The organism is Nostoc sp. (assembly GCF_036919675.1).
Classification (GTDB): domain Bacteria; phylum Cyanobacteriota; class Cyanobacteriia; order Cyanobacteriales; family Nostocaceae; genus Nostoc.
Genome location: NZ_JBALCP010000108.1, coordinates 34,905 through 59,558, shown reverse-complemented (window position 1 = coordinate 59,558; position 24,654 = coordinate 34,905). Strand labels below are relative to the sequence as shown.

At 42.6% G+C, this 24,654-nt stretch carries 18 protein-coding genes; 9 read left to right on the top strand and 9 right to left on the bottom strand.

Going from position 1 to position 24,654, the window contains the following annotated elements; translation table 11 throughout:
• Positions 1-41 precede the first annotated feature (41 nt).
• The 3 genes from V7K49_RS24715 to V7K49_RS24705 are packed head-to-tail and all read left to right on the top strand — an operon-like array spanning position 42 to position 2,711.
• Positions 42-2,186: an NACHT domain-containing protein gene (locus tag V7K49_RS24715; RefSeq protein ID WP_335207969.1), complete on the top strand. Its 2,145-nt coding sequence runs from the start codon at positions 42-44 to the stop codon at positions 2,184-2,186.
• Positions 2,187-2,227: 41 nt separating this feature from the next.
• Positions 2,228-2,467, top strand: coding sequence for a type II toxin-antitoxin system HicB family antitoxin (locus V7K49_RS24710; RefSeq protein WP_335207967.1), 240 nt, complete (start codon positions 2,228-2,230; stop codon positions 2,465-2,467).
• Positions 2,460-2,711 carry a type II toxin-antitoxin system HicA family toxin gene (locus V7K49_RS24705; protein WP_335207965.1) on the top strand — a complete coding sequence of 84 codons (252 nt, stop codon included), beginning with the start codon at positions 2,460-2,462 and terminating at the stop codon, positions 2,709-2,711. Before V7K49_RS24710 ends, V7K49_RS24705 begins: the two co-directional genes overlap by 8 nt.
• Positions 2,712-2,925: 214 nt before the next feature.
• Here V7K49_RS24705 and V7K49_RS24700 read toward each other — a convergent pair whose 3' ends face one another.
• The gene (locus V7K49_RS24700; protein WP_335207963.1) at positions 2,926-3,387 is read right to left on the bottom strand and encodes a globin domain-containing protein; all 462 of its coding nucleotides are present in this window, start codon (positions 3,385-3,387) and stop codon (positions 2,926-2,928) included.
• 206 nt (positions 3,388-3,593) lie between these two features.
• On the opposite strand from V7K49_RS24700, the gene V7K49_RS24695 reads away from it, so the two are divergent.
• From V7K49_RS24695 to miaB, 4 genes are all read left to right on the top strand, one after another.
• Entirely contained in the window at positions 3,594-5,027 is a 1,434-nt protein-coding gene (locus V7K49_RS24695) for a carotenoid oxygenase family protein (protein WP_335207961.1), read from the top strand.
• 109 nt (positions 5,028-5,136) lie between these two features.
• On the top strand, positions 5,137-5,343 hold the full coding sequence (locus V7K49_RS24690; protein WP_335207959.1) for a hypothetical protein: 207 nt from the start codon (positions 5,137-5,139) through the stop codon (positions 5,341-5,343).
• A gap of 133 nt (positions 5,344-5,476) precedes the next feature.
• On the top strand, positions 5,477-6,250 hold the full coding sequence (locus V7K49_RS24685; RefSeq protein WP_335207958.1) for a Uma2 family endonuclease: 774 nt from the start codon (positions 5,477-5,479) through the stop codon (positions 6,248-6,250).
• Positions 6,251-6,377: 127 nt separating this feature from the next.
• Positions 6,378-7,742, top strand: coding sequence for a tRNA (N6-isopentenyl adenosine(37)-C2)-methylthiotransferase MiaB (gene miaB, locus V7K49_RS24680; protein ID WP_335207957.1), 1,365 nt, complete (start codon positions 6,378-6,380; stop codon positions 7,740-7,742).
• Positions 7,743-7,836: 94 nt separating this feature from the next.
• Here miaB and V7K49_RS24675 read toward each other — a convergent pair whose 3' ends face one another.
• The 6 genes from V7K49_RS24675 to V7K49_RS24650 all read right to left on the bottom strand — a co-directional run bounded on the left by V7K49_RS24675 (position 7,837) and on the right by V7K49_RS24650 (position 19,147).
• The gene (locus V7K49_RS24675; protein WP_335207955.1) at positions 7,837-9,960 is read right to left on the bottom strand and encodes a hypothetical protein; all 2,124 of its coding nucleotides are present in this window, start codon (positions 9,958-9,960) and stop codon (positions 7,837-7,839) included.
• Positions 9,961-9,984: 24 nt separating this feature from the next.
• Positions 9,985-10,143, bottom strand: a complete 159-nt coding sequence (locus V7K49_RS24670) for a hypothetical protein (protein ID WP_335207954.1) — start codon at positions 10,141-10,143, stop codon at positions 9,985-9,987.
• A 23-nt stretch (positions 10,144-10,166) separates the two neighbouring features.
• A complete protein-coding gene (locus V7K49_RS24665) occupies positions 10,167-14,201 on the bottom strand; it encodes a TonB-dependent receptor (RefSeq protein WP_335207953.1) in 4,035 nt (1,344 codons plus the stop codon).
• The gene (locus V7K49_RS24660) at positions 14,198-15,748 is read right to left on the bottom strand and encodes a hypothetical protein (protein WP_335208000.1); all 1,551 of its coding nucleotides are present in this window, start codon (positions 15,746-15,748) and stop codon (positions 14,198-14,200) included. The genes V7K49_RS24665 and V7K49_RS24660 overlap by 4 nt, the downstream gene beginning before the upstream one ends.
• Before the next feature lie 162 nt (positions 15,749-15,910).
• The gene (locus tag V7K49_RS24655; RefSeq protein ID WP_334871240.1) at positions 15,911-16,474 is read right to left on the bottom strand and encodes a hypothetical protein; all 564 of its coding nucleotides are present in this window, start codon (positions 16,472-16,474) and stop codon (positions 15,911-15,913) included.
• A 171-nt stretch (positions 16,475-16,645) separates the two neighbouring features.
• A complete protein-coding gene (locus tag V7K49_RS24650; RefSeq protein ID WP_335207952.1) occupies positions 16,646-19,147 on the bottom strand; it encodes a beta strand repeat-containing protein in 2,502 nt (833 codons plus the stop codon).
• A gap of 815 nt (positions 19,148-19,962) precedes the next feature.
• On the opposite strand from V7K49_RS24650, the gene thrC reads away from it, so the two are divergent.
• Both thrC and V7K49_RS24640 read left to right on the top strand, forming a co-directional pair.
• A complete protein-coding gene (thrC, locus tag V7K49_RS24645; RefSeq protein ID WP_335207951.1) occupies positions 19,963-21,279 on the top strand; it encodes a threonine synthase in 1,317 nt (438 codons plus the stop codon).
• A 92-nt stretch (positions 21,280-21,371) separates the two neighbouring features.
• Positions 21,372-21,647: a ubiquitin-like small modifier protein 1 gene (locus V7K49_RS24640; protein ID WP_273767553.1), complete on the top strand. Its 276-nt coding sequence runs from the start codon at positions 21,372-21,374 to the stop codon at positions 21,645-21,647.
• Between the two features lie 116 nt (positions 21,648-21,763).
• On the opposite strand, the gene V7K49_RS24635 is transcribed toward V7K49_RS24640, so the two are convergent.
• Together V7K49_RS24635 and V7K49_RS24630 are read right to left on the bottom strand one after the other, a co-directional pair.
• Positions 21,764-21,943, bottom strand: a complete 180-nt coding sequence (locus V7K49_RS24635) for a hypothetical protein (protein ID WP_334871238.1) — start codon at positions 21,941-21,943, stop codon at positions 21,764-21,766.
• Between the two features lie 861 nt (positions 21,944-22,804).
• Positions 22,805-24,460, bottom strand: coding sequence for an iron uptake porin (locus V7K49_RS24630; RefSeq protein ID WP_334871250.1), 1,656 nt, complete (start codon positions 24,458-24,460; stop codon positions 22,805-22,807).
• Positions 24,461-24,654: the final 194 nt, after the last annotated feature.

Here is a 24,654-nt window from a genome sequence, read left to right as displayed (position 1 = left end):
CAACTTGGCTTTAAATTTTATATATATTCACTGATAATTTTATGACAGGAATGGAACCTTGGGCGATATCAGTTGTTAGTGGCGTAGCTGTTCCGATTTTCCAAATCCTTTGGGAAAGTGGCGGTAAGGTTCTAGAAATGTTTGGTCAAACCCTGGATGAAAAAACCAAAGAGTTAATTTTTGCTGCATCAAATGAATATCAGAAGAAGTACGAAGAACGGCATGGCATTCTCAAAGTATTAGGAATGCGTGAACCTGTCAAGCTGGAATCGATCTATACAGCAGTTCAGTTTTTAGGTGATGATGCTATCCGTAGTTTTGAATCTATTGAGAATTTAGAAGAAGTCTATCGCCAAGCTAAAAACCGAAGTTTTCAATCTCACGATGGTAAAAAACAAGCAGGAGTTAAAGTTGCTAATGATAAACAATATCTGATGGTGCTTGGTGGCCCTGGTGCAGGAAAGTCTACATTTGTGCGGAAGATGGGACTAGAAGCGCTCAAAGGTAAAAAAGGAGGGTTTAAACACGCCTGCATTCCAGTTTTTATTGAATTGAAAAGGTTTGCATCCAGCAACATCAATATTGAAACGTTTATTGCTGAGGAGTTTCGTACTTGCGGCTTTCCATCACCAGATAAATTTACAGCTAAAGCTTTAGAAGAAGGTAAGTTACTAATTTTGCTGGATGGTTTGGATGAAGTACCAACAAAAAACTTGACTGAGGCAATTAGTCAAATTCAAAATTTTGTTGACAAGTACGATCAAAATCGTTTCATTGCCTCCTGTCGCACGGCAGCTTATCGCAGTGGTTTTCGCCGCTTTAGCGATGTCTCAATGGCAGACTTTGACGATGATCAAATTCAGCAATTTATTTATAACTGGTTTCATTGTGAAGCAGACAAACAGGCGAACACAGGCGAGAAATGCTGGGAGTTACTGCAAAAACCAGAACATGAAGCTGCAAAAGAGTTGGCGCACACACCTTTGTTGCTGACATTTCTGTGTTTAGTTTATGACCGTTCCCAAAGTTTTCCAGATAATCGCAGTGTTCTTTACCGGAAAGCACTGCGGATATTGCTAGAAGAGTGGGCATCAGAAAAGCGAATTCTCAGAGATGAGATTTATCAAGGACTGCATACAGAATTAGAAGAGATATTACTATCAGAGATTGCTTATACAGGTTTTGAGTCTGACAGGCTATTCTTTTCACAACGCGATATTGTTGGGCAAATTAAAACATTTTTAGCGAGTAATCTGAATGCACCTCAGCATTTAGATGGGAAATCAGTACTGAATGCGATCGCAATTCAACAAGGAATTTTGGTAGAACGAGCCGAGGATGTCTTTTCCTTCTCTCATCTAACACTACAGGAATATTTAACGGCACAATATATTGATGACCATCGCCAAGTTGAGAAGTTAGTTACTAAACATCTGACACATGAACGCTGGAAAGAGGTATTTTTGTTAGTAGCTGGGTTAATGCGCGGTGGTGCAGATGATTTGCTGCTGCTAATGGAAAAGGAAGCGCAAAAATATATTAATACACCGAAGTTACAAGCTTTATTAAACTGGGCAGAACAGGTAACAGCTGGATCGCCAGGGGATTTTAAACCTGTGGGTAAACGTGCAGTTGCGATCGCCTACGCCAACGCCAACGCCAACGCCAACGCCAACGCCAACGCCAACGCCAACGCCAACGCCAACGCCAACGCCAACGCCTTAGCCAACGCCAACGCCAACGCCAACGCCAACGCCAACGCCAACGCCAACGCCAACGCCAACGCCAACGCCAACGCCTTAGCCAACGCCTTAGCCAACGCCAACGCCAACGCCAACGCCTTAGCTATCAACTACTCTCGTGAACTAGAAAAATTAAAAATCTTCAATAACATCAACTTTACTGTGCTAATTGCTCGACTAGAAGCACTGAAAGTTAAAGTTCCTGGTAAGCAACAGTCACGGGAAGTACTTCGAGCATTTGCGGAAAACCTCCAACAAACCTTACTTAATGCTTTCAATCTCACCCAAGAAATGGTCAACTTATCTGAGGCAGAAGCGAAAGCACTCGGCGATTATCTCTACGCTAATCATCTCATTATCCAGTGCAAACAAGCAGCAGTCCGGGTGTCACCCCAAACCTGGGAAGCAATTGAGGCGCGAATGTTGTTGGTTCCAGGTGATTAAGCAACAATATAAAAATGAAAAGATAGCCAAATAAACGCTCCATGAGTTCATTACAACAGGCTAAGAATACAAAAACTCGAACCTTTACAGCAATCTTGCACTGGGAAGAGGATGTTTATGTAGCTGAATGTCCAGAGGTGGGAACCGCCAGCCAAGGAGAGACGATAGAAGAAGCGATCGCTAATTTGCGGGAAGCAACGGAACTTTATTTAGAAGAGTTCCCACTTTTTGAGATAGCACCTCGTCGGTTGCTAACCACATTTGAGGTAACTAGTGCCTAAGCTACCAAGAGTTCGAGCTTCTGAAGTTATACGTGTTTTGGAACGCTTAGGTTTTGTTCAGGTACGACAACGTGGCAGTCATGTGATTTTGAAAAAACAACTTGTAGAGGAAGGTGAAGAACAGAAAGTGATTGAAGTAGGTTGTGTTGTACCATTGCATCGCAAAACTATAGCTGTTGGAACGCTAAAGAGTATTTTGAGTCAATCTGGAGTCTCTGTTGAGGAGTTTTTGGAAAATCTTTAGTCGCCACTACACCAAAAACTTTTATTAGAAAAATTAAAGCTCGATTTACAACACGAAGTACAGTTTTGCGTAAAAGCTTGCATTAACAATGCAAGCCGATGCATCAACAATGTGTCAGCTTGTATTGGCATTGTAGGGTATTGCCAAATTTCATTTGCTACGTATTAATGAAATACTGTACTCAGTTCTGTCGTTATGACACTAAGTTCTGTGGTTAGGAATGCACAAGTTGTTGTTTTCTCTCTTCACCTATATATATCTCATCTTCTCTGTGAATAAAAACTTGAGACAATGCCTGATAAGCTTCACTCCAAGCCGCCATTACTTCTTCTGTAGCTGCTTCCCCTAAAACATCTTTCATTGCTTGCAGTAAACTTTCTCCAACAATAGGATATTGTTCTGGTGTAACATGCGTCTGCACATGGCGATGGGCAATCTTTTCCACCATCGATTTTAAAGCAGGCAAATTATCAATTTGGGTAGCATAGCCATAAACTGCTGTAGCCAACCTCGCAGGCTGAGAACCATTTGCTTGAGCAGACATATCAAATTGTTCTCTGATTTCTGGATGATTTTGAAACATAATTTCATACATCCGAGTTGTGATTTGCTTACCGTTCTTTTTTAAGATAGGTGCTGTAGATTTGACGATATCTATTGTTTGTTGGCTAATCATAGTTTTTTGAACCACTTGCAATGTTGATTGATTCCAATTTAGTGGTTATTTTTATTGGTTACTATGAGCTAGCTCAGTTAACGAGTAATATCATGTCAAAGCCTCTATACATCCACAGCTAGAGGCATTGTTGAAAAATTGCAGCAAAGATGAAAATGTAAGAATGTAGCTATGTACATCGATAATTTAGCAAGCAACAATTTTATATGCATACCATTGAGAGAAAGTCAACAACAAAAGGCTGGGCAGGTGCAATCGCACAACCAGCAAAAAAATTTCCCTCTACGCAATTGCCAATTCTTTCTGGCAAAATCCCAGATGGCTTGCGTGGCACACTTTACCGCAATGGCGCAGCACGGCTAGAACGCGGTGACATTCACATGGGACACTGGTTTGACGGAGATGGGGCAATTCTGGCTGTAAATTTTACCGATGCAGTCGCAACCGGGGTTTATCGCTACGTGCAAACCTCTGGCTATCAAGAAGAAGCCGCAGCAGGTAAACTAGTCTACGGCAATTATGGTATGACTGCACCAGGGCCAATTTGGAATCAATGGCAAAAGCCGATCAAGAATGCTGCCAACACCTCGGTGCTAGCACTTCCAGATAAACTTTTGGCACTGTGGGAAGGTGGTAAACCCCACGCCCTCAATTTACAAACTTTAGAAACTTGGGGCGAAGATGATTTAGGGGGGTTAACTAAAGGATTAAGCTATTCCGCACATTGTAAGCGTGACGAGCAAACAGGGGAGATTTTTAACTTTGGCATCAGCCCTGGACAAAATGCGACGCTTAATATTTACAAAAGCGATTCGACTGGGCGGATTATCCAACAAGCCGCATACCAGCTAGATGGTGTACCATTGGTGCATGATTTTGTTTTAGCAGGACAGTATATTGTATTTTTCCTTCCGCCAGTGCGGTTGAATGTCTTACCCGTGCTAATAGGGATAAACAACTATAGTGATTCGCTAGAGTGGCAACCTAAATTAGGAACTCAGATTTTAGTTATTGACCGGGAAACTCTATCTGTAGTGAGTCGTGGAGAAACCGAACCTTGGTATCAATGGCATTTTGCTAACGGTTATGTAGATACTAGCGGTTCAGTGATTGTGGATATCGCCCGTTATGAAGATTTTCAAACTAACCAATATCTCAAGGAAGTAGCTACAGGTGAGACTCACACCCCCGCTAAAAGTACACTAACGCGAGTTCATCTGCATCCTCAAACTGGCAAAGTTACGTCAATTCAGCAACTATTAAACGGACATTGTGAATTTCCGAATGTACCACAGCAAAACGTGGGGCAAGCTTCTCGGTACACATATATGTCAACATTCCGCTCAGGAACAGATATTAGTCAAGAAATATTAAATGCGATCGCTCGTTTTGATCACAAAACTGAAACCCTCACCGAAGCAGACTTTGGAGAAAACCGTTATCCTTCAGAACCCATCCACGCCCAAGACAGCCAAAATCCTGAGCAAAGTTGGGTATTAACCGTTGTCTACGATGGTAATTCTCATAGTAGTGAAGTTTGGGTATTTGATAGCGATCGCCTGGATGCCGAACCTGTTTGCAAACTAGGATTACCTAGCGTCATTCCCCACAGCTTCCACGGCACTTGGAACCCAGCATAAAAGTTATAAGTTATGAGTTATAAGCGAAGAATTCAATACTTACTTTTAACTCATAAAGGAACAAGAGTTTCAGAGAGTTATTGCGTAAGTCTTAAAATTAAATTTGGCAATGCCAATGTATCTCACTGCAATGGCAATGTATCCCTCTGCAATGCCAATGCGTCTCTCTACAATGCCAATGTCTCCCTCTGCAATGGCAATGTGTCTCTCTGCAATGCCAATGCATCTCCCTGCAATGGCAATGTCTCCCCCTGCAAGGCCAATGCGTCCCTCTGCATTTAAAAACGCTACGATTATTATGCAAAACTGTACTTAGCAATTAGCAAAGATGTGTATACAATCTCTTCAAAATCATCTAAAGATAAGTATTTTGGCAAAATTGGGATACTCCCCCATCCCTATGCTGGAAACGATAAAATAAAAAATAAACTTACATTCATGCTGTGTTTATGGCAACCCAACTCAGCAAAGCCAAATCACCAACAGAACTGGTAATATCTTGGGAAGCGTTGCCCGACGACTTTCAACTAGAGGATGAACCAGTGGAGAATACGAGTCAGCCAATTTTGGCTGGTGCTTTGCGTGAAAGTCTAGAAATCAGTGGATTCATTCAACCCCAGATGTTAATAGCCTCGAATTTTGGTCTTTGTGCGACTGTCAACGGGCAATTTATTGCGAAAGCACCTGACTGGGTTTATGTGCCGTCGGTTAATGAAGTTGTAAGTAATCGGAAAAGTTATACACCCAATTTAAAAGGTGATATCCCGGCGATTGTTATAGAATTCCTATCCGACACTGAGGGTGGGGAATATTCGGTAAAGCGAACTTATCCACCAGGAAAATGGTTTTTCTATGAGCAAATTTTGCAAGTTCCCATCTACGCGATTTTTGAACCAGATAGCGGTTTATTAGAATTTTATCACCTAGAAAATAGACGCTATGAGTTAAAGCAACCTGACGAAAATGGTCGTCATTGGGTTGAGACAATGGGCTTATTTTTGGGAACTTGGCAAGGAACAAAAGAAGCTCGAACTGGTTATTGGTTGCGCTGGTGGAATGAAGCTGGTAATTTGTTACCTTGGGCTGTGGAACAAATTGAACAAGAACGTCAACGCACTGAACAAGAACGTCAACGCGCTGAACAAGAACGTCAGCAAAAAGAACAACTGATTGCTTATTTGCAATCTCACGGTATTGACCCGAATAATTTGCCTCCGTTCTAGTAGAAAGTAAAAAGTTACTAATAACTCCAAGATTTTGTCTTCGTAGGGTGCGTTAGTGACAACGTAACGCACATAGAATAAAAATAAACCTTATATACAACATTACGCTGATTAAGCATAATTGCCCATGACCTCCTCTAAACGCCACTACCACATCACTACCTTCGGTTGTCAGATGAATAAAGCTGACTCAGAGCGCATGGCTGGCGTTTTGGAAGACATGGGCTTTGAATGGTCAGAAGATCCGAATAATGCAGATGTGATTCTCTACAATACCTGCACAATAAGGGATAATGCCGAGCAAAAGGTATACTCCTACCTTGGCAGACAGGCGAAGCGCAAACATGAACAGCCTGATTTAACTCTGATTGTTGCTGGTTGTGTTGCCCAACAAGAAGGTGAAGCGCTGTTGCGGCGAGTCCCAGAATTAGACTTGGTAATGGGGCCACAACACGCCAACCGCCTCAAAGATTTGCTGGAGTCAGTCTTTGAAGGCAACCAAGTTGTAGCAACCGAGTCGGTTCATATTATTGAAGATATCACCCAGCCGCGACGGGATAGTAAAGTGACAGCTTGGGTAAATGTAATTTACGGCTGTAACGAACGTTGCACCTACTGTGTGGTTCCCAATGTGCGCGGTGTGGAACAATCTCGCATACCGTCAGCTATCCGGGCTGAGATGGAAAAATTAGGACACCAAGGTTACAAGGAAGTTACTCTACTCGGTCAAAATATTGACGCTTACGGCAGAGATTTGCCAGGAACAACAGCAGAAGGTCGGCATCTGTACAACTTCACAGATTTACTTTATTATGTGCATGATGTGCCGGGGATTGAAAGGTTAAGATTTGCTACTAGCCACCCCCGTTATTTTACAGAGAGATTAATTAAGGCTTGTGCTGAATTGCCCAAAGTCTGCAAACACTTCCACATTCCCTTTCAATCTGGGGATAATGAACTTTTAAAGGCGATGGCGCGGGGTTATACCCATGAGAAATATCGCCGGATCATCGATACCATTCGGCAGTATATGCCAGATGCTTCGATTAGTGCTGATGCGATTGTCGGTTTTCCTGGGGAGACAGAAATACAATTTGAAAATACCCTGAAACTGGTGGAAGATATTGGCTTTGACATGTTGAATACAGCAGCATATTCGCCGCGTCCAGGGACACCAGCTGCTTTGTGGGACACTCAGCTGAGTGAAGAAATTAAAAGCGATCGCCTGCAACGCCTGAATCATTTAGTAAACTTGAAAGTAGCAGAGCGATCGCAACGTTACTTCGGACGCATTGAATCCGTTTTAGTAGAAGACCAAAACCCCAAAGATCAAACTCAAGTCATGGGACGCACTGGCGGTAATCGTCTGACATTCTTCAGTGGCAATATCCAAGAATTGAAAGGGCAGTTAGTGAAGGTAAAAATTACCGAAGTTCGCCCTTTTAGCTTGACGGGTGAACCAATTGAAGTGAGACAAGCCTTGTCTGTCTAAGAATTAGACATCTGGTGAAATTAAATATGCATCATCCAGAACCCTTGTAGAGACGTAGCACTGCTAAGTCTTTACATTCTTTGTCACCAGATATCTATTTCACCTTAACCCGGAAACGGATAAACCCGTAGGAATTAATTGGTGTACCTGGTGCAGTTGCATTTGGCACATTTCCCAAATTCACAACCACCACACCGTTAATATTACTACCATCACATTTGATACTAGGGTAATTATTCGTGGGGTCAACGCCTGGGGATAAATATTCTGCTGTATCCCCATCTTTGGTATTAGTTAAGGATTCAGTTACACCATTGTTTTGCCAAATGATCCCTCGATCGCCACTTGCAAGACCACTTGTGTTTTTGGTTGGGAAATTATTGAATGCAGTTGGTAGGAAAGTGACATTATCAGGAACGCGATCGCAAATCAAAACATTATTTGCTGTTGCCTTACCTGCGGATAGGAAATAGATAGTGTATTCTATTTGATCACCCGGCTTGACATAACCACCATTGATGCCACCGAGCATGAAGCTATTTAAGGATGGCCAATTGTCAGTGTCCTGGGGCGGGTCTGTTGGTGTGGGTTGGGTTGGAATGGTGATGTTATTATCATCGTAGGGATTAGTTGGGGCATCAATATAACTGCCCAAAGAATCCCCCCCAAATGTGGTAGTGCCGCCATTTATCGCTGTAATCCGTTTCACAAGCAAGACATTAGGTGTTGTCGACCTAATCCCAAAGTCCTTACTAGAGATGTTTGTACCAGTATTAAAAGTAGCTGTCGTTAGTGGGCTAGTATTGACCCAGTTAGGAGGGAGCGATGCTGTAGGCGCAGTATTACCTACTGTGCCAGCAATTGTACTTAAGAGAATTTTAACATTGTTTTGATTCAAGGGAACATCGAGAAAGGTGTAAGTACCATCTGCTGCAACAGGTGTTGTTTTTAAAACTTTATTGTTAGAATCCACGAGAATAGCATTTAACAATCCACCGGCATTAGTACCAGTTTCTGAGCCAGTATTGATATTAGTAAAAGTATTGTTAGCGCTATTGTCTAGATCATTCCAAACCTTACCGCTGAGAAAATCATCGTCATAGATTGTATAGTTAGAAACGATTGTTGGGGAAGCACCACAAGTCGTTGTCGAACTGGCGAAAAAACTAGTTGAAGGTTGTACGGTGAATACGATTGTCCTCGTACCTTGAGGAATGTTGTTATTAATGACAGTAAAGGGAATGGTAAAGACACTAGTGGCATCATTACCATCGTAGTTGCCCGCAGGAATAGTGATATTAAAAGTGGATGTGCCTGATGTCGTATTGTAGTCTGTACCTAAAGCCGCTGTACCAGAGACAGAAATCGGAACACTGATCCCCCCGGTTGGCACTAAACCAACAATCCTAAGTTTAGGTGGGTTGCTAGTAGGGGTAGTTTCCGATTCTGCTGCACCACCTGAACTGGCTGTAAACTCAAGCACAGGTTTACCAGCAAATTGCACGTCATCAAGGAAGTTACCTACAGTATTGTTCCCACCCGCTGTGGAAACAGCCGCAAATCCTACAGGTTGATTACCAGAAGCACCAGTATAAGGCACTGTGCCAGTGTATCGTACCCAGCCATTTGCTGCATTATTGTTAGTTACATTAGGAATAATTGCACCATTCTGTGCTATAGGTTGTGCCGTAACTGTTCCATCACTAGTTGTTGAAAAAGTGCCAAAAACAGTTGATGTTGAATCAGTATTTAGTCCAATTAAAAAATTGGCTACATCAGCAACAGTTGCACTTGACCGCCCACGATGTAAAAGAGAGAATGTGATCGTCTCATTTTTAATTAGGCATATATTCTGATACAACTCAGAAGCTTGTTCAGCATTTAACTCAGCAAATTGATTCCCTGCATTGGTTGCTGTACTAACACCAATAAATCCTGAAGTCCAAATTTCGATGAGATTGGATGTTGTTTGTACAAAACCTGAACAGCTGCCTGTTCCTGTTACTGGAGTATGAGTTGTTTCCCAACCAGGGATAAGACTTTTATCCACTTGAACGTAACATTGTTGACCAGGAGAACCAAAAACAGGTTGCTCAAAACTGGGATTTAAGAATGATCGCTGGATATATTGAGCTTGGGCTGACGTAGGTTGAAGTACTAATGTCGCACTGAGCAGCCCCCAGCCAAAAATATTAAAATTTTGCCATAAATTCTTCATTAGTAAATCACCATAAAATAACCTTTAAAAGATGTTGATTACCCTAACCCTAATCATCAATGAGGGCTGATTAACCTCAAACAAATCTTCAGTCTTTAGCTTGCCCAAAGTCGTAGATAATCTACCATCTCTATTCAGATTTAGTGTGGCGATCGCTTTTAAATACCTAAATAAAGATGTCATTCTAAAAGTAATAATTAATAAATTTAAATTGCTCCATCTTTTTTCACCTGCGCTTCTGTTTGATTTGGCTGCTGTTGCTGACGTGGCACAGGTTTTTGCTGTCCAAAGCCATCAAATAATTCGTTGAGCTTGACGCTTATACCCAAATACGCGCCGCCCGCGGAACGTGTTCCTGAGAAATCCCGATCATCAACTTTACCAAACACATATCCAGCCGAAACGCGCAGGTTAGGCGTGAGGTAGTAGCCTGTTTCTATGACAAACCCTGTTTCGCTGTAGCTAGACTGACTAATCACACGAGCCTCACCCACCAAATCCCAGCTATATCCCAAACGATAGGTTGCCCGGAATTGGGCCAGATTTACTGTGTTAGTACCAGCCAAATCGCTGGCTATATAAGAGGTGCTGTTACGCAAGGCATATTTGCCATAGAATTCCCATCGCCAATTAGGAGCATAAATAGCTTCTAAGGCAAAAGTATGGTCTTGGGAACCCGTACCACTACCTAAGAGGATGGTGTCAGGGATAGTTGATGGATTTTGGCGATATTCATAACGCAATAAAGCATTAAATTTATCACTATTGGGGTCGCGGTAAGCTAAACCTAGCTTTAGGTTAGCGGTATCTCCCAATCCTGAAAGTTTTTGATTGGAAGAACCAGCTTGTTGATAACGTACCAAAGCTGTGATAGCCGGAGAAATTTTACCCGTAACACCTGCGGTAATTACTGTATTACCACCACCAGAAGAGGAGCGATGTTCGTAACGAGCGCTGGCTTGAAACTGCGGATTATCAGAGTATTCCAGCCCCACACTGTAACTATCGCCACCATCAAATCCGATCGCAGATGCTGATTGACCAAAAGCGAAGGGTTGGGCATATTGTTGACCCGCCGCAGTTCGTCCGAAGAAGTTGCCAAATACGTGTTCGTAAGCGAGGTTGAGCCGCAATCCAGAAGCAATAGTCCAGCGATTATTTAGACCAATCGCCCCTTGGGTAGTCATTTCGTTAGCACCACCCAAAATTGAGTAACGACCGGTCAAGGTAGTATCTGATCCGAGTTTGTGTTCACCGTTGACACTCAAGCTGGTGATGGAATTACCCGAATATTGACCGCTAGTGTAAAACTGTTGGGCCAGACTAATATTGACACCAGGAATTGCTGCCCAATTCAACCCTAAGATGGTACGGTCTGGGTAAACAGGATCTTTTTGGGAAGATAAACTCAGTTCATTTTGGGCTTGAAAAGTCAGGTTCTTAGCAAGGGGAACTGAAAAGCGCGATCGCAATTGATCAGAATTACCACTCAGGGCGCTGTCGGGGATGCGGTCTTCCCGATGACGATGAATCCAATCCACATCAAGGGTAGCGCTACCCAAGCGTTGTTGAATCCCAGCGGAAATCGTCGTCAGTGAATTATCAACATTGCTCCCAGGTATGGCCTCAGAACGCGGTGCAAACAGTTCTTCAAAGGTGTCTAGGGGTTGGGGAGCAATCCCAAAGTTGTCTTCGTGGTCATATTGCGCCCTGACGTTGGTACTTGAGGTGAGTTTAGCTGTAACCTGCGCTCCATAACGGGTTTGTCCTGGGACAAAGCTGATAGTGGCATTATTCGCAAAACCTGTATCAGCAAAGCGATAATAGGCACGACCTAGAATCCCATTGGCAATTTGTCCCTCAGCTTCCAACCGATATGCATCACCCCTGACTTTTCCCACCAGATCAGAATCATTACTGGAATGGGCATATTCTGCAATTAACTTACCTTTATCACCCAAAGCAATCAGTGCATCTGCGCCGTAGAGTTGAAAGTCACGCACCCCCTGATTTTCTTGGACGTAAGTTGCACCTATCCAACTTTCCTGATTAAGTTTGCGGGAAAGGTTATATTGCAGGCGACCTGCAAAGATATTGCCATCAGAGTCTTGGCTGTCATATTGATAGCTAACAACAATCCGGCGTACCAAGACTTGTCCAGTTTGATCAATATCAGTGCGAAGAATGGGTTCGCGGAATAATAAGGTACCGCGATCGTAGTCGATTTCGTAGTCTGGGCCTCGGTTAAGTTGCTTGCGTTCTAGTACAGTCCCAGGACGATTGAGTTCTTCTAACTCGATAAAGACATTTTCACTACCTGGTTGTAGTAGTCTGCGAGAGAGGAAGTAATAACCGCTAGTGCCATCGGGAGGAATAGTATCCCGTTGAAACCCTTCTAAGTGGTTGCCATACAAACCTGTAATTTGTAAGTTCCCTAAGTTGTAGTTAGCTTTAAAACCGTGAAGTTGACGGGTGATAGAAGTAAATTGCTGCGATCGCCGCGCAAATTCTTCTGTGTTGTAGTCACCCCACATGGCATAATCAGGATCAGATCCGGGGATACGAGTTGAACGCTCAATACGCAGAAAGAAGCTGTCAATGGAAGGAGCGATGGCATCAACTTTGGAGCTGTCGCCGTAGACAGGATAATTTTGCTCGCTGAATTGGTAAGTTTTAAACAGGCGATTATCGCAGTCGCAATCTTCATTGAGGTTACGAGAACTGTTGTATGCACCTGTAAACAACCATTCCCCGATCGCACCAGTTGCAAATATCGCTGAATGGAAATCTAATTGCGTTCTATTGTCTTTATCAGGTGGGAGGAAATCACGGAAACTGCCGTAATAATTTGTACCTCTAGCGCCCAAACGTAAATCTATTACCCCAGTCACCAAACTCGGACGTAGTGCTGTTTCAAATTGTAGTTGGGTAAAGGCTTCTAAATCATTAGCGATCGCGCGAATTCTGACAGTTTCCGCCTTCAGTTGCGATCGTAAAATCGCTGTAAATTGCCCCGCTTTCGCCTCTACTTGAAATCCGGGTTCATCGGGTTTGAAATCTTTGCCAACAAACTCCCCAGCAGTGGGTATCAAAGTGATAATAGCATCACGGTTAGAGCGATTACCACTTGCATCGATGAGTTGACCCCGGATTGTAGCCGTAGAACGTCCATCTGCTGGAATCCGAGACTCAACAGTTTCTAAGGTTAGTTGCTGTGGCGCTCCTCGGACTGCGACTTGCAGCGTTACAGCAGGTTCTGTTCCTCCGATTACTTGTGCAGAGATGGTGTTATTACCTTCTTTTAACGAGACACCATACCATGTCTGCGTTACCAAGTTAGCAGTGGTATCAGTTTCCGTCCGTCCAACTAAGGAGGGGTCTACCAACGCGCCATTCACTCGCAATTCCACTTGACTACCAGCGGGAAATTGCACAATCACCGTAGTAGCTGGTACATCTACTACGGTGTCAGGCGTTGGAGTCAAAATTTTAATTGCTGTGGAGATGGGTGGAGTGGGAGACACAGGAAGATTTTTCCCTTGTTCCTGTATCTCCGTGTCCCCACGTCCTTGCGCCTTTGCATCCTCAGCTACTCCTGCTATTTTGCGTAAGCCTCTAGGCAAATCAATAGAAGTTGCTGGTTGAAATGGTTGTATTTCTGTTGGAGAAGCTTGAAACTGTGTCTTAGTGTCTCTGCGCCCGTCGTTCTTGATTCCGGCTATTTTGCGTAAGCCTGTGGGTAAATCAATAGAAGTTGCTGGTTGAAATGGTTGTATTTTTGTTTCACTTGACTGAACATCTGGAATTGAAGTATCAGTAACTGGTGCTGAAGAAGTTGAGGGAAGTTCGAGAGGTGAAACTTGCTTGTCTGAACTTCCCAAAAGATGGGGAGAATTTGAATCCGTACTTTTTTCAGCAACTTTATTCCAATTCGCTTGATCTTCAACCTGACTTTTTACATGATCTGGAGCGAAACCTAACCCCCTAGCTCCCTTCCCTTGTAAGGAAGGGGAAGAATTCAAAGCCTCTTCCCTAAGAGGGGAAAGGTTTTCTAGATTCCCTGAAAAGTGAGGATCTTCGGCACCCTTGTCTGCTTGCGAAGGCGAATCGAGGAAAAAGAGATTTTCACTTGCAGGTTCCGCTTTGACTATGGCAGGATACAAAACGAGGCTGAGAGCTACTGGCATTACCCCGATCATCTTCAGGTGAAATATAGTTGCATGGTGCAGTCTGGGCTTCATTTCTTGACTGGCTCCTGGAAGGCGGGGGTAACTGCGAAGTTCATACGTACCAAACCACCAGGCTCTAAACGCACTAGACGAGATTGACTATTGCGTTCGCGGAATTTTTCGTTCGGAGCTAGGGTGTAACCAGGTACACTGCTGAGGTCTAGTACACCCGTATGGTTTCCTGGTAAGGCATTGGCTAAGGAAAACAAACCATTGGGATCTGTGGTGATCCGGTTTCCGTCCTCCAGAAAAATCACTGCATTGGGGACTCCAGGCTCACCAGGTTGTTGTTCACCATCAAAGTTTTTATCAATAAACACGCGACCGATAATAGTGCCACAGTCGGAAACGATTCCTGAACGAATTTTTAACTGGTGTGTTGCAGGGCCATCCTTGGTGCTAAAACGGTTATCAGCCCGTTGGGCATTAACGATCGCACTGTTGCGACCGTTACCACGCAGAGCATCCGCTGTTAGTTGAGCTGCATAAGCAATATTCAGGATTTTTTCTGTAAGAATTGTTATGTCTGTGCGGAATGTCACCGTGTTTCCATTACGTTCTGAGGTGAGAGTGATTGCTTGACCATCCAACTCTCCCCGCACAGATTTAGGCAAGAACTGGAATCCTAAAGGTAAGTTGTCGGTGATAACTATATTATTTAAACCAGCATCAGCTAGATTTTTTACTGAGAGGCGGTAGATTACCGTATCTCCAGGTTCAGCAGCAGCGCGATCGCCTGTTTTGATAATCTGCAACTGATTGGCTTGACACATATTTGTAGTGAATTCAAAGGCTAATAAGTCCAGTCCCACTGTTTCTGCATTGGGAACTAAGACAACTGTTTGCTCTAGCCTAGTCTCACCTGTGATATTGATTGGTTGACCATCTAAAGAAGTAGCGACATATCGCACCACATTATTACCTTGTGTGCCCGTGCTACCAAGGATTTCAATTTTGATACGCCGTTGTTTGTAGATAGAATTTGGCGGTGGATTGACTACAAAAATGTAAGTTCTACCTGGAGCAGTTTGACCTTTATTTGGGTCGAATAGAAAATTGTAGAAACCCGCAGGGTTATTTGTAATGAAATATGGGTTACTATTCTCGGTATTTGGCGGTTTACCGCCAATAACGTTGTTATTAGAAATATCCGGTAACTCTGTTCGAGTCAAAGCAAGCAAGCTGCCCAATTCTGTCCCTGTTGGGTCACTAGGGTTAAGTTCGTATACCCCAACTGAAAAACCTGTATAGTCAGGTAAAATAGCGCCAGCACAACCTAATATTCGCCCTAATGGGTCAATTAATGGATTCGAGTTAACATTAAGCTGATTAGAACTTCCTTGATATTCATAATTACTGGCAGAATCTGTATAAGTATAAGTAGCTTGATTAGTTATTGGCAAAGACGCAGCCAGATTGTTAGTCGATTGCGCTCTGGCTGGTATAGATATAGTAGTATGCAAAAAACTTACCAAAATAACGGTTGCTGTTAACCTTTTACACCAGATATTGTTAGAAGTAATTTGCTTTTGTTTTTGAGGATGGCTCACTGAATACATTTCCTCTGGGATGCCAATTTTATTAATAAAAGCAATTAGTTTTTTGGGAAAATCCATAACTATTAAGCGGTATTTTCCACGCCAAAGAATTAGTAATTCATAATTCAAAATTCTCATTACGAATTACTAAATTTCGGAGTTTTTGTATCTTATTAAATTAAATCAACGCACTTGGGTTTGATAAGTCGCTTTAACTGTTGTCTTTGCTGCAACTAATGGCACTTGCAAACGGATATGGGTATAAAGATTCGCTGGTGCTGGTTTGGTTTCGACTTTGCCGTCAGGAAGAGTAACTTTAACAGTGGGATTTTCTACAAAGCTGCGTCCGCCATCAATGCTGTAAATAATTTTGGCATTGTTAGTAACATTGGTTGATTGAAGTACGTATACCATTCCTTTAGGAATAGGTTGATTGAGAATCAAATTCTTCACTGGGCGATCGCTCTTATTTTCACCACTCAAGGTATATCGCAACACATCTCCTGGTCGCACCACAACTTGACCTTTCAAAGGTTGCCATGTCTTGCTTTGCTTGCCTTGTTGATCCTGTGCTACCACTTGCTTCTCAGCCTCTAAGCGCAATTGTATTTGCCCTTGAATTTTGACATTTTGAGCGATCGCACTTGTAGAATGCCATAGAGAAGCCACTCCAGGCACTTGACTGACAAATGGAACTGTCGCAATGAGTGCGATCGCCCCTAAACTTGCAAAAGAAAGACGCTTCATATCAATAACCTCAAAAACACTTTCAGAATGTTGATTGTTGATTTATATTTCCCTGTTTTCGCTAGGGAATAATCAGTTTGTAGTTAGCGCTTTCGGGCTAAATTGCCAACTACAAACACATAGGTCGAATGGCATCCCTCTTTGCAAACAAAGAGGATGAGGTCAAACTATCTAATTAACCTTGCGTTGGAAAGTAAACGTTCTTTGAATACCCGGTGCAACCTGTCCAGTCACAGCATCCACATACTTAGTTACATCTGTGTTTGCCGTAGTTCCAGTTTGGTCATTACCAGGGAAGAATTGAATAGTTGATGTCCCAGAATCCTTGGCTGAACTGACAATGTTGCTAGTATCAATTTGACTGTTGTTATCGTTGTCTTTCGCCCAGTTGTTAGGACTTTGCGTGCCATCTTCAGTAATCACAATCTTGTCAACATTCAGAATTACATTTCCACTTCCCACTTGAGGAGTAGAAATATTTTTGTAAGTAATCCGATACTCAATGATATTTCCTGGGGCAGGTTTTTTGGCTGTAGTACTAAATGTGCCATCAGTGCTACCTCCTGGCAGTGCTGGCCCAGTTCCTGGTAAAACTCGTGACTCTTTCAGCAATTGCAAGAAGCCAGTGTATACACGGTCAATGCTGATGTTGTTGGGTTGTCCAGCAGGTGAACCACTACTATTTGTGTCAATGAAAGCCGTAATCGATGTGGGGAAGCCGCGTTCTATAGTAGTTGTGACAGCTGCACCTTGAGCAGTAGTATCAGTTGAGAGTGGCGTACCAGCAGGCAGGTCAACGCTTACACCATAGTTAGCTTTACCACCATTCGCTGCAACTGCATCAATTCGCACTGGATTAGTGGCACTAATTGGGTTCCCCCCGACTGTACCCGCACCACTTGTGAATGTAAAGATTGTGCCATTGTACGTGTAAGCAGCTGATAAACCTTGATAGGATACCGTCACCACTGTACCACTAGGCAAATCACCTGGTGTTGCTGGTGGTGTAGGTACCAGAGAAATATTGGCAGGAGATGTACCACTATTCTGAACTGTGTTAGTAAAAGATACCGCAGCCGGATTAACTGTTAAGCCAGGAGCAATATTGGGTGGAATTAGTGCTGATTTATTGGTAAAGTCATCATTGTTGCTGGTGGGTCCAACGGCATCAGGTACTCCATTTGGGCCATTCAACACAGAGGTGGCATTGGGTACTGAGATGGTCGCTATGTTGTAATCCCCAGTCGGACTATTAGTACCAGTGTTATTATTCTGTGCGTCAGTTTGATTTGCAGGAACCACCGTGCCATTAGCAACAAAACCACCATCTGGTGTAGTAGAAAAGGTTTGACCAGTGGAGTTAAAGTTATCTGGGTTTTGGTCTCCTGAGTTGTCATAGATTTTAGTGGTCGGGTCTCCAGCAGTTGTACCGGCCACTTGAGCGATGTTGTAAATGTTTACTGGGCCATTTCCAGTTGCACCAGTGGTCTTAACTTGGATGCTAAAACCGCTAACTGTTGTCCCTGTACCAACTGAAGTGACAAGGTTAGGATCGTTAATAAAACCGATCCGTGTAACTGAACTCAAGGATGCTGGGGCGGTAGTTGACCACGTAGCAGCTTCAGCATTTGTACTAGTAGCGCTAGTAGTATAAACTACTTTCCAGCCGGACGGAGCAATTGGAGTGCTATTAAGCACCGTATTTGCTGGAATAGCATCAGAAACTAAGATGCGGCTAACTGTTGCACCATCAACACTGATATTTTCACCAGCCAAAGCTGCGGGAGTCACACCAGTATTAGTTACGTCGTTACCCTCAACCCGCAAGCTCAAACCATAAGTTAGCAGGTCATCAGTCAGGGGAGTAGAAGTGCCAGCATTATCATAGGCTGTCTTAGTTTTGAGGATAGTTGCTAACGCCCTAGTTTTAGCAGTATTTCCTACTTGAATCTGCTGGGTAGCACTGGCTTCTCTCACACCATTGATTGGCGCTCCTGCTGTGTTGTTATTATCTACAGTGTAAACGTCGCCACCATCAGCAATCCGGGGTTGGTTTTGAGCATCACCAGGAGTTTGTCCTAGTCTGGCAGTGATAGTATCGCCTGCTTGAGCGCCTGCTTGCACGGTAACTGGTACACGCACCAATACAGTACCATTAACTGCGATCGCACCTGTAGTTAGTCCACCAGCAGGGATATTTATCCAGGTTGTACCGCCATCAGTACTATATTGCAAGTTACCAGATGTACTACTACCAGGTAATAGCCCCGAAACTGTGGCTGGACCTGTTGTTGTCGCTAAGTTAGGAATCTGGAATTTGGTGAGGTCGTTACCGACGTTGGTTACAGTGTAAGTGTAAACCAGTGTATCACCAGCCTTAGTACTAAGACCTGGGTTAGTTTGATTTGCAATCCCAGAACCTGTAACAGTAATACCAGCCACCTCTGCTACAGTCACGGTGACAGTATTAGATGTGGAATTGATGGGACTCCCTGGCGCGTTGGGATCTTCGTAGGTCGCTGTGGCTGTGTTACTTATAGGTGTACCCGCAGCAGTTCCGTCAGCTAATACAGGTGCAATAAATTGGAAAAAGCTACCAGTTAATAATGCTGTTGCTACTAGAGATTGGTAAGGCAGACGCTGCTTGTTGACAGATTTCTTTCGGTTTACCATAGAAGTAGTTTGTTTATTTGCTGAACTTGTATCTTGGGTTTTGAGACAGGATAAAGTTCAGCAATTCCTTAAAGAATTACCGACTAGACCTGCCCAAAACCTTAATGTTTCGGGGAGTGCGTATTTGAGGAGTTAACTTATTGACACTCCTAAAAAACTATATTGAGGCAATACGCAGAAAATTTATTGCCTACTTGTTTTATGCTTACCGTTGATTATCAAGGCTGGCAATCGCAAGTAGGGGTAACTTACTATTGTGTCCTGCTGAATTGTCTATGCAAGTAGCAATGTAACTTTTGCAGCAAAAAAAAACTTCCGTATAAATAAGTAACTTCTCTAGCTGTGAATGAGTGCATCAAAGCTGAAAAATTAACTTTCTTTTGGCAATACACATAGCAATTTTAGTGATTTAATCAGACGCTCAAAGCACTACAACTTATATATGTAAATGCTTTTGAGTTTTTGCTGTCATATATGCATACTATGCTGTGGAGTCATTTAGATAAAAAATAAAAATAGAAGCTTAACTAAGTGATTCAGATCACTTAAATGGGATAATGATTGAAATAAATGCAAATTCACGATAATTAAAATGCAATTTAATCATATTGTTCCTCAGTGTTAAAACTGAGTTTTTATTAGATAGAAAATAGAAGTGCAAATACTAAGTAAAGCAAGCCATTACTGATATCAAAGTTTTACAATAATCATTCCTTTGAATACCAAACATACCCGACAATTTTTGTCGGGTATGTTTGACTGGTATTTTTGCTCGTGTTACTATCAGGCGACAGACAAACAGGGAAAGCTAGTTTATGACTCAGGCAATCAAAACCCAAACCCAAACCCAAACTCAAACCAGCACTGCCTACTTTCAAGCCTTGAAGTGCAAGGAATGTGGTGCAGAATATGAACTCAAAGCCAGTAATGTTTGTGAGTTATGTTTTGGACCATTAGAAGTCAAGTATGACTACAGCGCCCTACGTCTAACTGTCACTCGTGAAACAATTCAAGCCGGGCCCAATTCAATTTGGCGCTACCGTCCCTTTTTGCCTGTCGCAACTGACAATGTTATAGATGTGGGAACGGGTATGACTCCCTTGGTTCGTTCCCACCGTCTTGCCCGTCGCCTGGGTCTAAATAAGCTTTATATAAAAAATGATGCCGTTAATATGCCCACCCTTAGTTTTAAGGATCGGGTGGTGTCAGTTGCCCTCTCCAGAGCGCGGGAGTTGGGTTTTACTACTGTTTCTTGCGCTAGCACTGGTAACTTAGCAAATTCTACAGCTGCGATCGCAGCTCACGCCGGTTTAGACTGCTGTGTGTTCATCCCCGCAGATTTAGAAGCCGGGAAAATTCTGGGTAGTCTGATCTACAGTCCCACCCTGATGGCCGTCAAGGGCAACTACGATCAAGTAAATCGTCTCTGTTCGGAAGTTGCTAATACACATGGCTGGGGTTTTGTCAATATTAATCTGCGCCCTTATTACTCTGAAGGTTCCAAGACGCTAGGCTTTGAAGTCGCAGAACAACTGGGTTGGGAACTACCTGACCATGTTGTTGCTCCCCTAGCTTCTGGTTCACTATTTACAAAAATTTATAAAGGGTTCCAAGAATTTGTAGAAGTTGGTTTGGTAGAAGGTAAGAATGTTCGTTTCAGTGGCGCTCAAGCTGAAGGTTGTTCACCCATCGCCCAAGCCTTCAAAGAAGGACGCGACTTTATTAAGCCAGTGAAACCGAATACAATTGCTAAGTCGCTGGCGATCGGCAATCCAGCAGATGGCATTTATGCTGTGGAGTTAGCCCAGAAAACTGGTGGTAACATTGAATCAGTCAATGATGCAGAAATTATTGATGGCATCAAGCTGCTGGCAGAAACCGAAGGCATCTTCACAGAAACTGCTGGTGGTACAACCGTGGCTGTGCTGAAAAAACTAGTAGAAGCTGGCAAAATTGATCCAGATGAAACTACCGTGCTTTACATCACTGGCAATGGTCTGAAAACCCAAGAAGCATTACAAGGCTACGTTGGCGAACCCTTGACTATTGATGCCAAACTCGATAGTTTTGAACGGGCGCTAGAGCGATCGCGTACTCTGGATCGCTTGGAATGGCAACAAGTCCTCGTTTAGTTAGGATTTAGTTAGGAGTTATAAGTTTTTTTATTCATGACTCCTAACTCTTAACTATATTCCTCACTCTTCACTCTTAACTTTGTACTTGTATGGCTGTAACAGTTTTAGTTCCTACTACTCTTCAGAATTTGACTAATAATCAAGCTACTCTAGAATCCAACGGTAGCACCATTGCTGAATTATTGGACTCCTTAGAACAAAGCTTTCCTGGTATTAAATCCCGGTTGTGCGATGAAGAAGGCAAGCTACGTCGGTTTGTAAATTTTTATGTCGATAGCGAAGATATCCGCCATTTAGATGGTATTAACACAGCCTTGAAAGATGGTGATGAAGTAAGTATTGTCCCCGCTGTCGCTGGTGGTTAATACAGAGAACATCAAATAAAGTAGAAGGCTGACTAGACAAACCTTTGAGAGATTGCCTCGTTCCCAGTCTCAGACTGGGAATGCTGATTAAAATAATTCGTAATTCGTAATGACGCTTAAGGTCTAAAGCTAGCAGGGGGACGCAATTCTCGCCAATTACTTTCGGATTCGGCTGTTGTAACTTGTTCAATATGAGCTAGTGATATTTGCCAAAGTTTATTCAAGCGAACAGCTAGCAGTTGCTCTTTAAACGTAAATTCTATCTGCAATTTATCATCAACTATACTTAGGTTCATGATCAACTTTGTCGCCAGTAATTTTTCCTATAGTATTACCTACAAAAGTTCAATCAGTATTTGCTGGAGCTTGGCAAGTGGCAAAATGATTCACTAGCATTGTAAAAATATTTTTGAAAAACTAAAATATTATTCAATATAGAGAAACCGTAAGTATATCCAATTCATGGTGCGATGTCTCCGATGGGCTACGCCTACACAGGCTTTTTTTGATGTCCCAAAGCGGCACACTTTATGCAATATTAATTAACGACAATATAAAACTATATTTTTTTGCTGCAATTCATAACTAGACCTTTTAAGTAACGATTAATTTGTGCTGATAGTAAAATTTATAGCTGATAAAAATATGAAATTACAGACAAATTAACATTCGTGTCTTATTGGTAAGTATTTGGCAATTTGGCAGATTGTGATTAGAGTCTTTTGATATATTGCAGAAATTACCAAGATGTTTTTACTTATTATACAGAGGACGGGCTAACCCCCGTCTTTTTTGTTGCTAATTATTTGGCATTTTGGCATTATATTACAACCAAACTATGATGTGTAGCAATCCTATTTGATTTGTGAAAATTGCAACCCGCAGATCCCCGACTAGTTTTAGGAAGTCGGGGATCTTCCGGGGCAAAATTATCACTAACCCAAGCGTATTGTGTTATGCATTGGATTTATATAGAGGTTTGGCGGTGAGCCAAACCTTTTTTTATATCTTTTTAAAATTAGGTATGGGGGATTGGAAAAGAGATTTTCATTGTTTGTTGCACCCAATTGGGTATAAGCGCTTGTCAACATAATTAATAATTATTGGGTCAATACTTAAGTTTTATAATATTTATGTGCAAGCAGAATTAAGCAGAATTAAAAACTAAAAGTACTCCGCAGAAGACCGATAGTAATTGAGTCACTATCTGGTGTGTTACCAGGCTCTATGATATGAATTATTCCTGGCGTAATGCTGATGTTATCTGTTAGCTGGAAGCGATAAAATGCCTCAATTTGAGTGGTCGTTCCTGGTTGTCCACCTGCACGTCCTAAACCAGTATTGATAAAATCAGGGACATTATTCCCTACAGGTAAATTGCTACTGGTGATTTTAGGAGGTTGACCAACATAAATTCCTCCCAAATTTCCTTTAGCAAATAAATCAGGGAAATTTAGAAACACCATATAATTCGTCGTTTCTACATTTCCTGATCGTCCAGGAATGTAAGATTTAGTATAACCACCCCATGCACCTGCGCTAATGTGGGGGGAAATTTGCCAAGTTACAGTCGCACCCACAGCGTTAGTTTGCAAGGGTGCTGATTTTCCAGTAGCGGTATTAACTGTAGTTAAGCATTCATCGCCAACAAAGGTTAGTAAACAACCATCTGAAGAGTAATTGTTAACATAATACAAACTTAAATCTAGAGCATCGGTTGGTGTCAGCAGCAATTGCACACCCGTAGTGGTGGTTCCATCAAATAAACCGCTAGCTTTACCGGGATTTCCTGGTTGATAACTACTATAAATTGCCTGCAAACTAGCGCGTTTAGCAAATTGCCAATCAATAGCTATACCGCCGTGACCGTATCCCATATTTAAAATTGGGTTTCTTTGGGCAAAATAAGACAGTGACCCTGTTGCAGCACTTTCTACTCGATTGGGACCTCGGAAAGCAGCTGGCATACTTACGCCTTCTGTTCCCACCATTACTGCTAATTTATCTGTCACCAGCCAATGAAAATTGAGGTCACTTATAATCAAGCTATCTGTAGGAAATTCGTAGCCAAGTAAAACATTATTCCGAGAAACACTATTGGTAAATCCAAGCGAACTTTTTCCCTTACCATCTAAAAGACCTGTAAACAAGTAACTACGGGGAGTGATTTGACTAGTTAAATACAGCTGCGCCAGGGATATGACATTAGTGTTTGTCGCTGTATCATCTGTATCTTTTTGTCCATCTCTAGGATTCACATCACCACGATTGCTTGTCCGTCCTTGAATGCCAACTATTAATAGTCCACTGAGTTTGGTTGTTGTTGAGAATTGGTTGGCTTTGATTTCGGCGGTTTTGGCTTCTAACCTATCAACACGACCCCGCAAAGTTGCTAACTCAGGGGCAAATTCTGATTGCAATTTTTGTAATATTGCTAAATCTTCGCGAGTGACTAAATCGCTGGTGGCTGTAGTGATTAATTCGTTGACTCTATCTAAACAAGCATTCACACCGGCGGCAAATTCATAGCGACTTAAGGCACGATTACCGCGATAGCTGCTATCTGGATAGCCGGCTATACAACCATAGCGTTCTACCAAAGACTGTAATGCTTGGAATGCCCAATCGTTGGGTTGTACGTCCTTGAGTTGAGAAACCGATATAACTTGCGCCATCGAATTTTCTGGGGAGAGGGGAGGAGAATTTAAATCTATACTCTCCTGCGCCTGAGTAGTTTCTGTGTCTGTGTACTCTTGTGCTAACGCTTTTTGTGCAACTCCATTTACTCCCGCAATTAGTAACCATGCGAGCATCCAGGTTTTGCGATGACTGCGGTTAATAAGTCTACATTTCAACTTTTTACACTCTGCTCACATACTTAAGTGAAGAGTGTATTCGCGATCATCTAGCGTTTACATGGGGAGATTTACGGATTTTGTCCAAAATTAGACTTAGGGACTTCCAAGAAATAAATTATCCAAATAAACGTAGACGCGCAGCGGCTTGC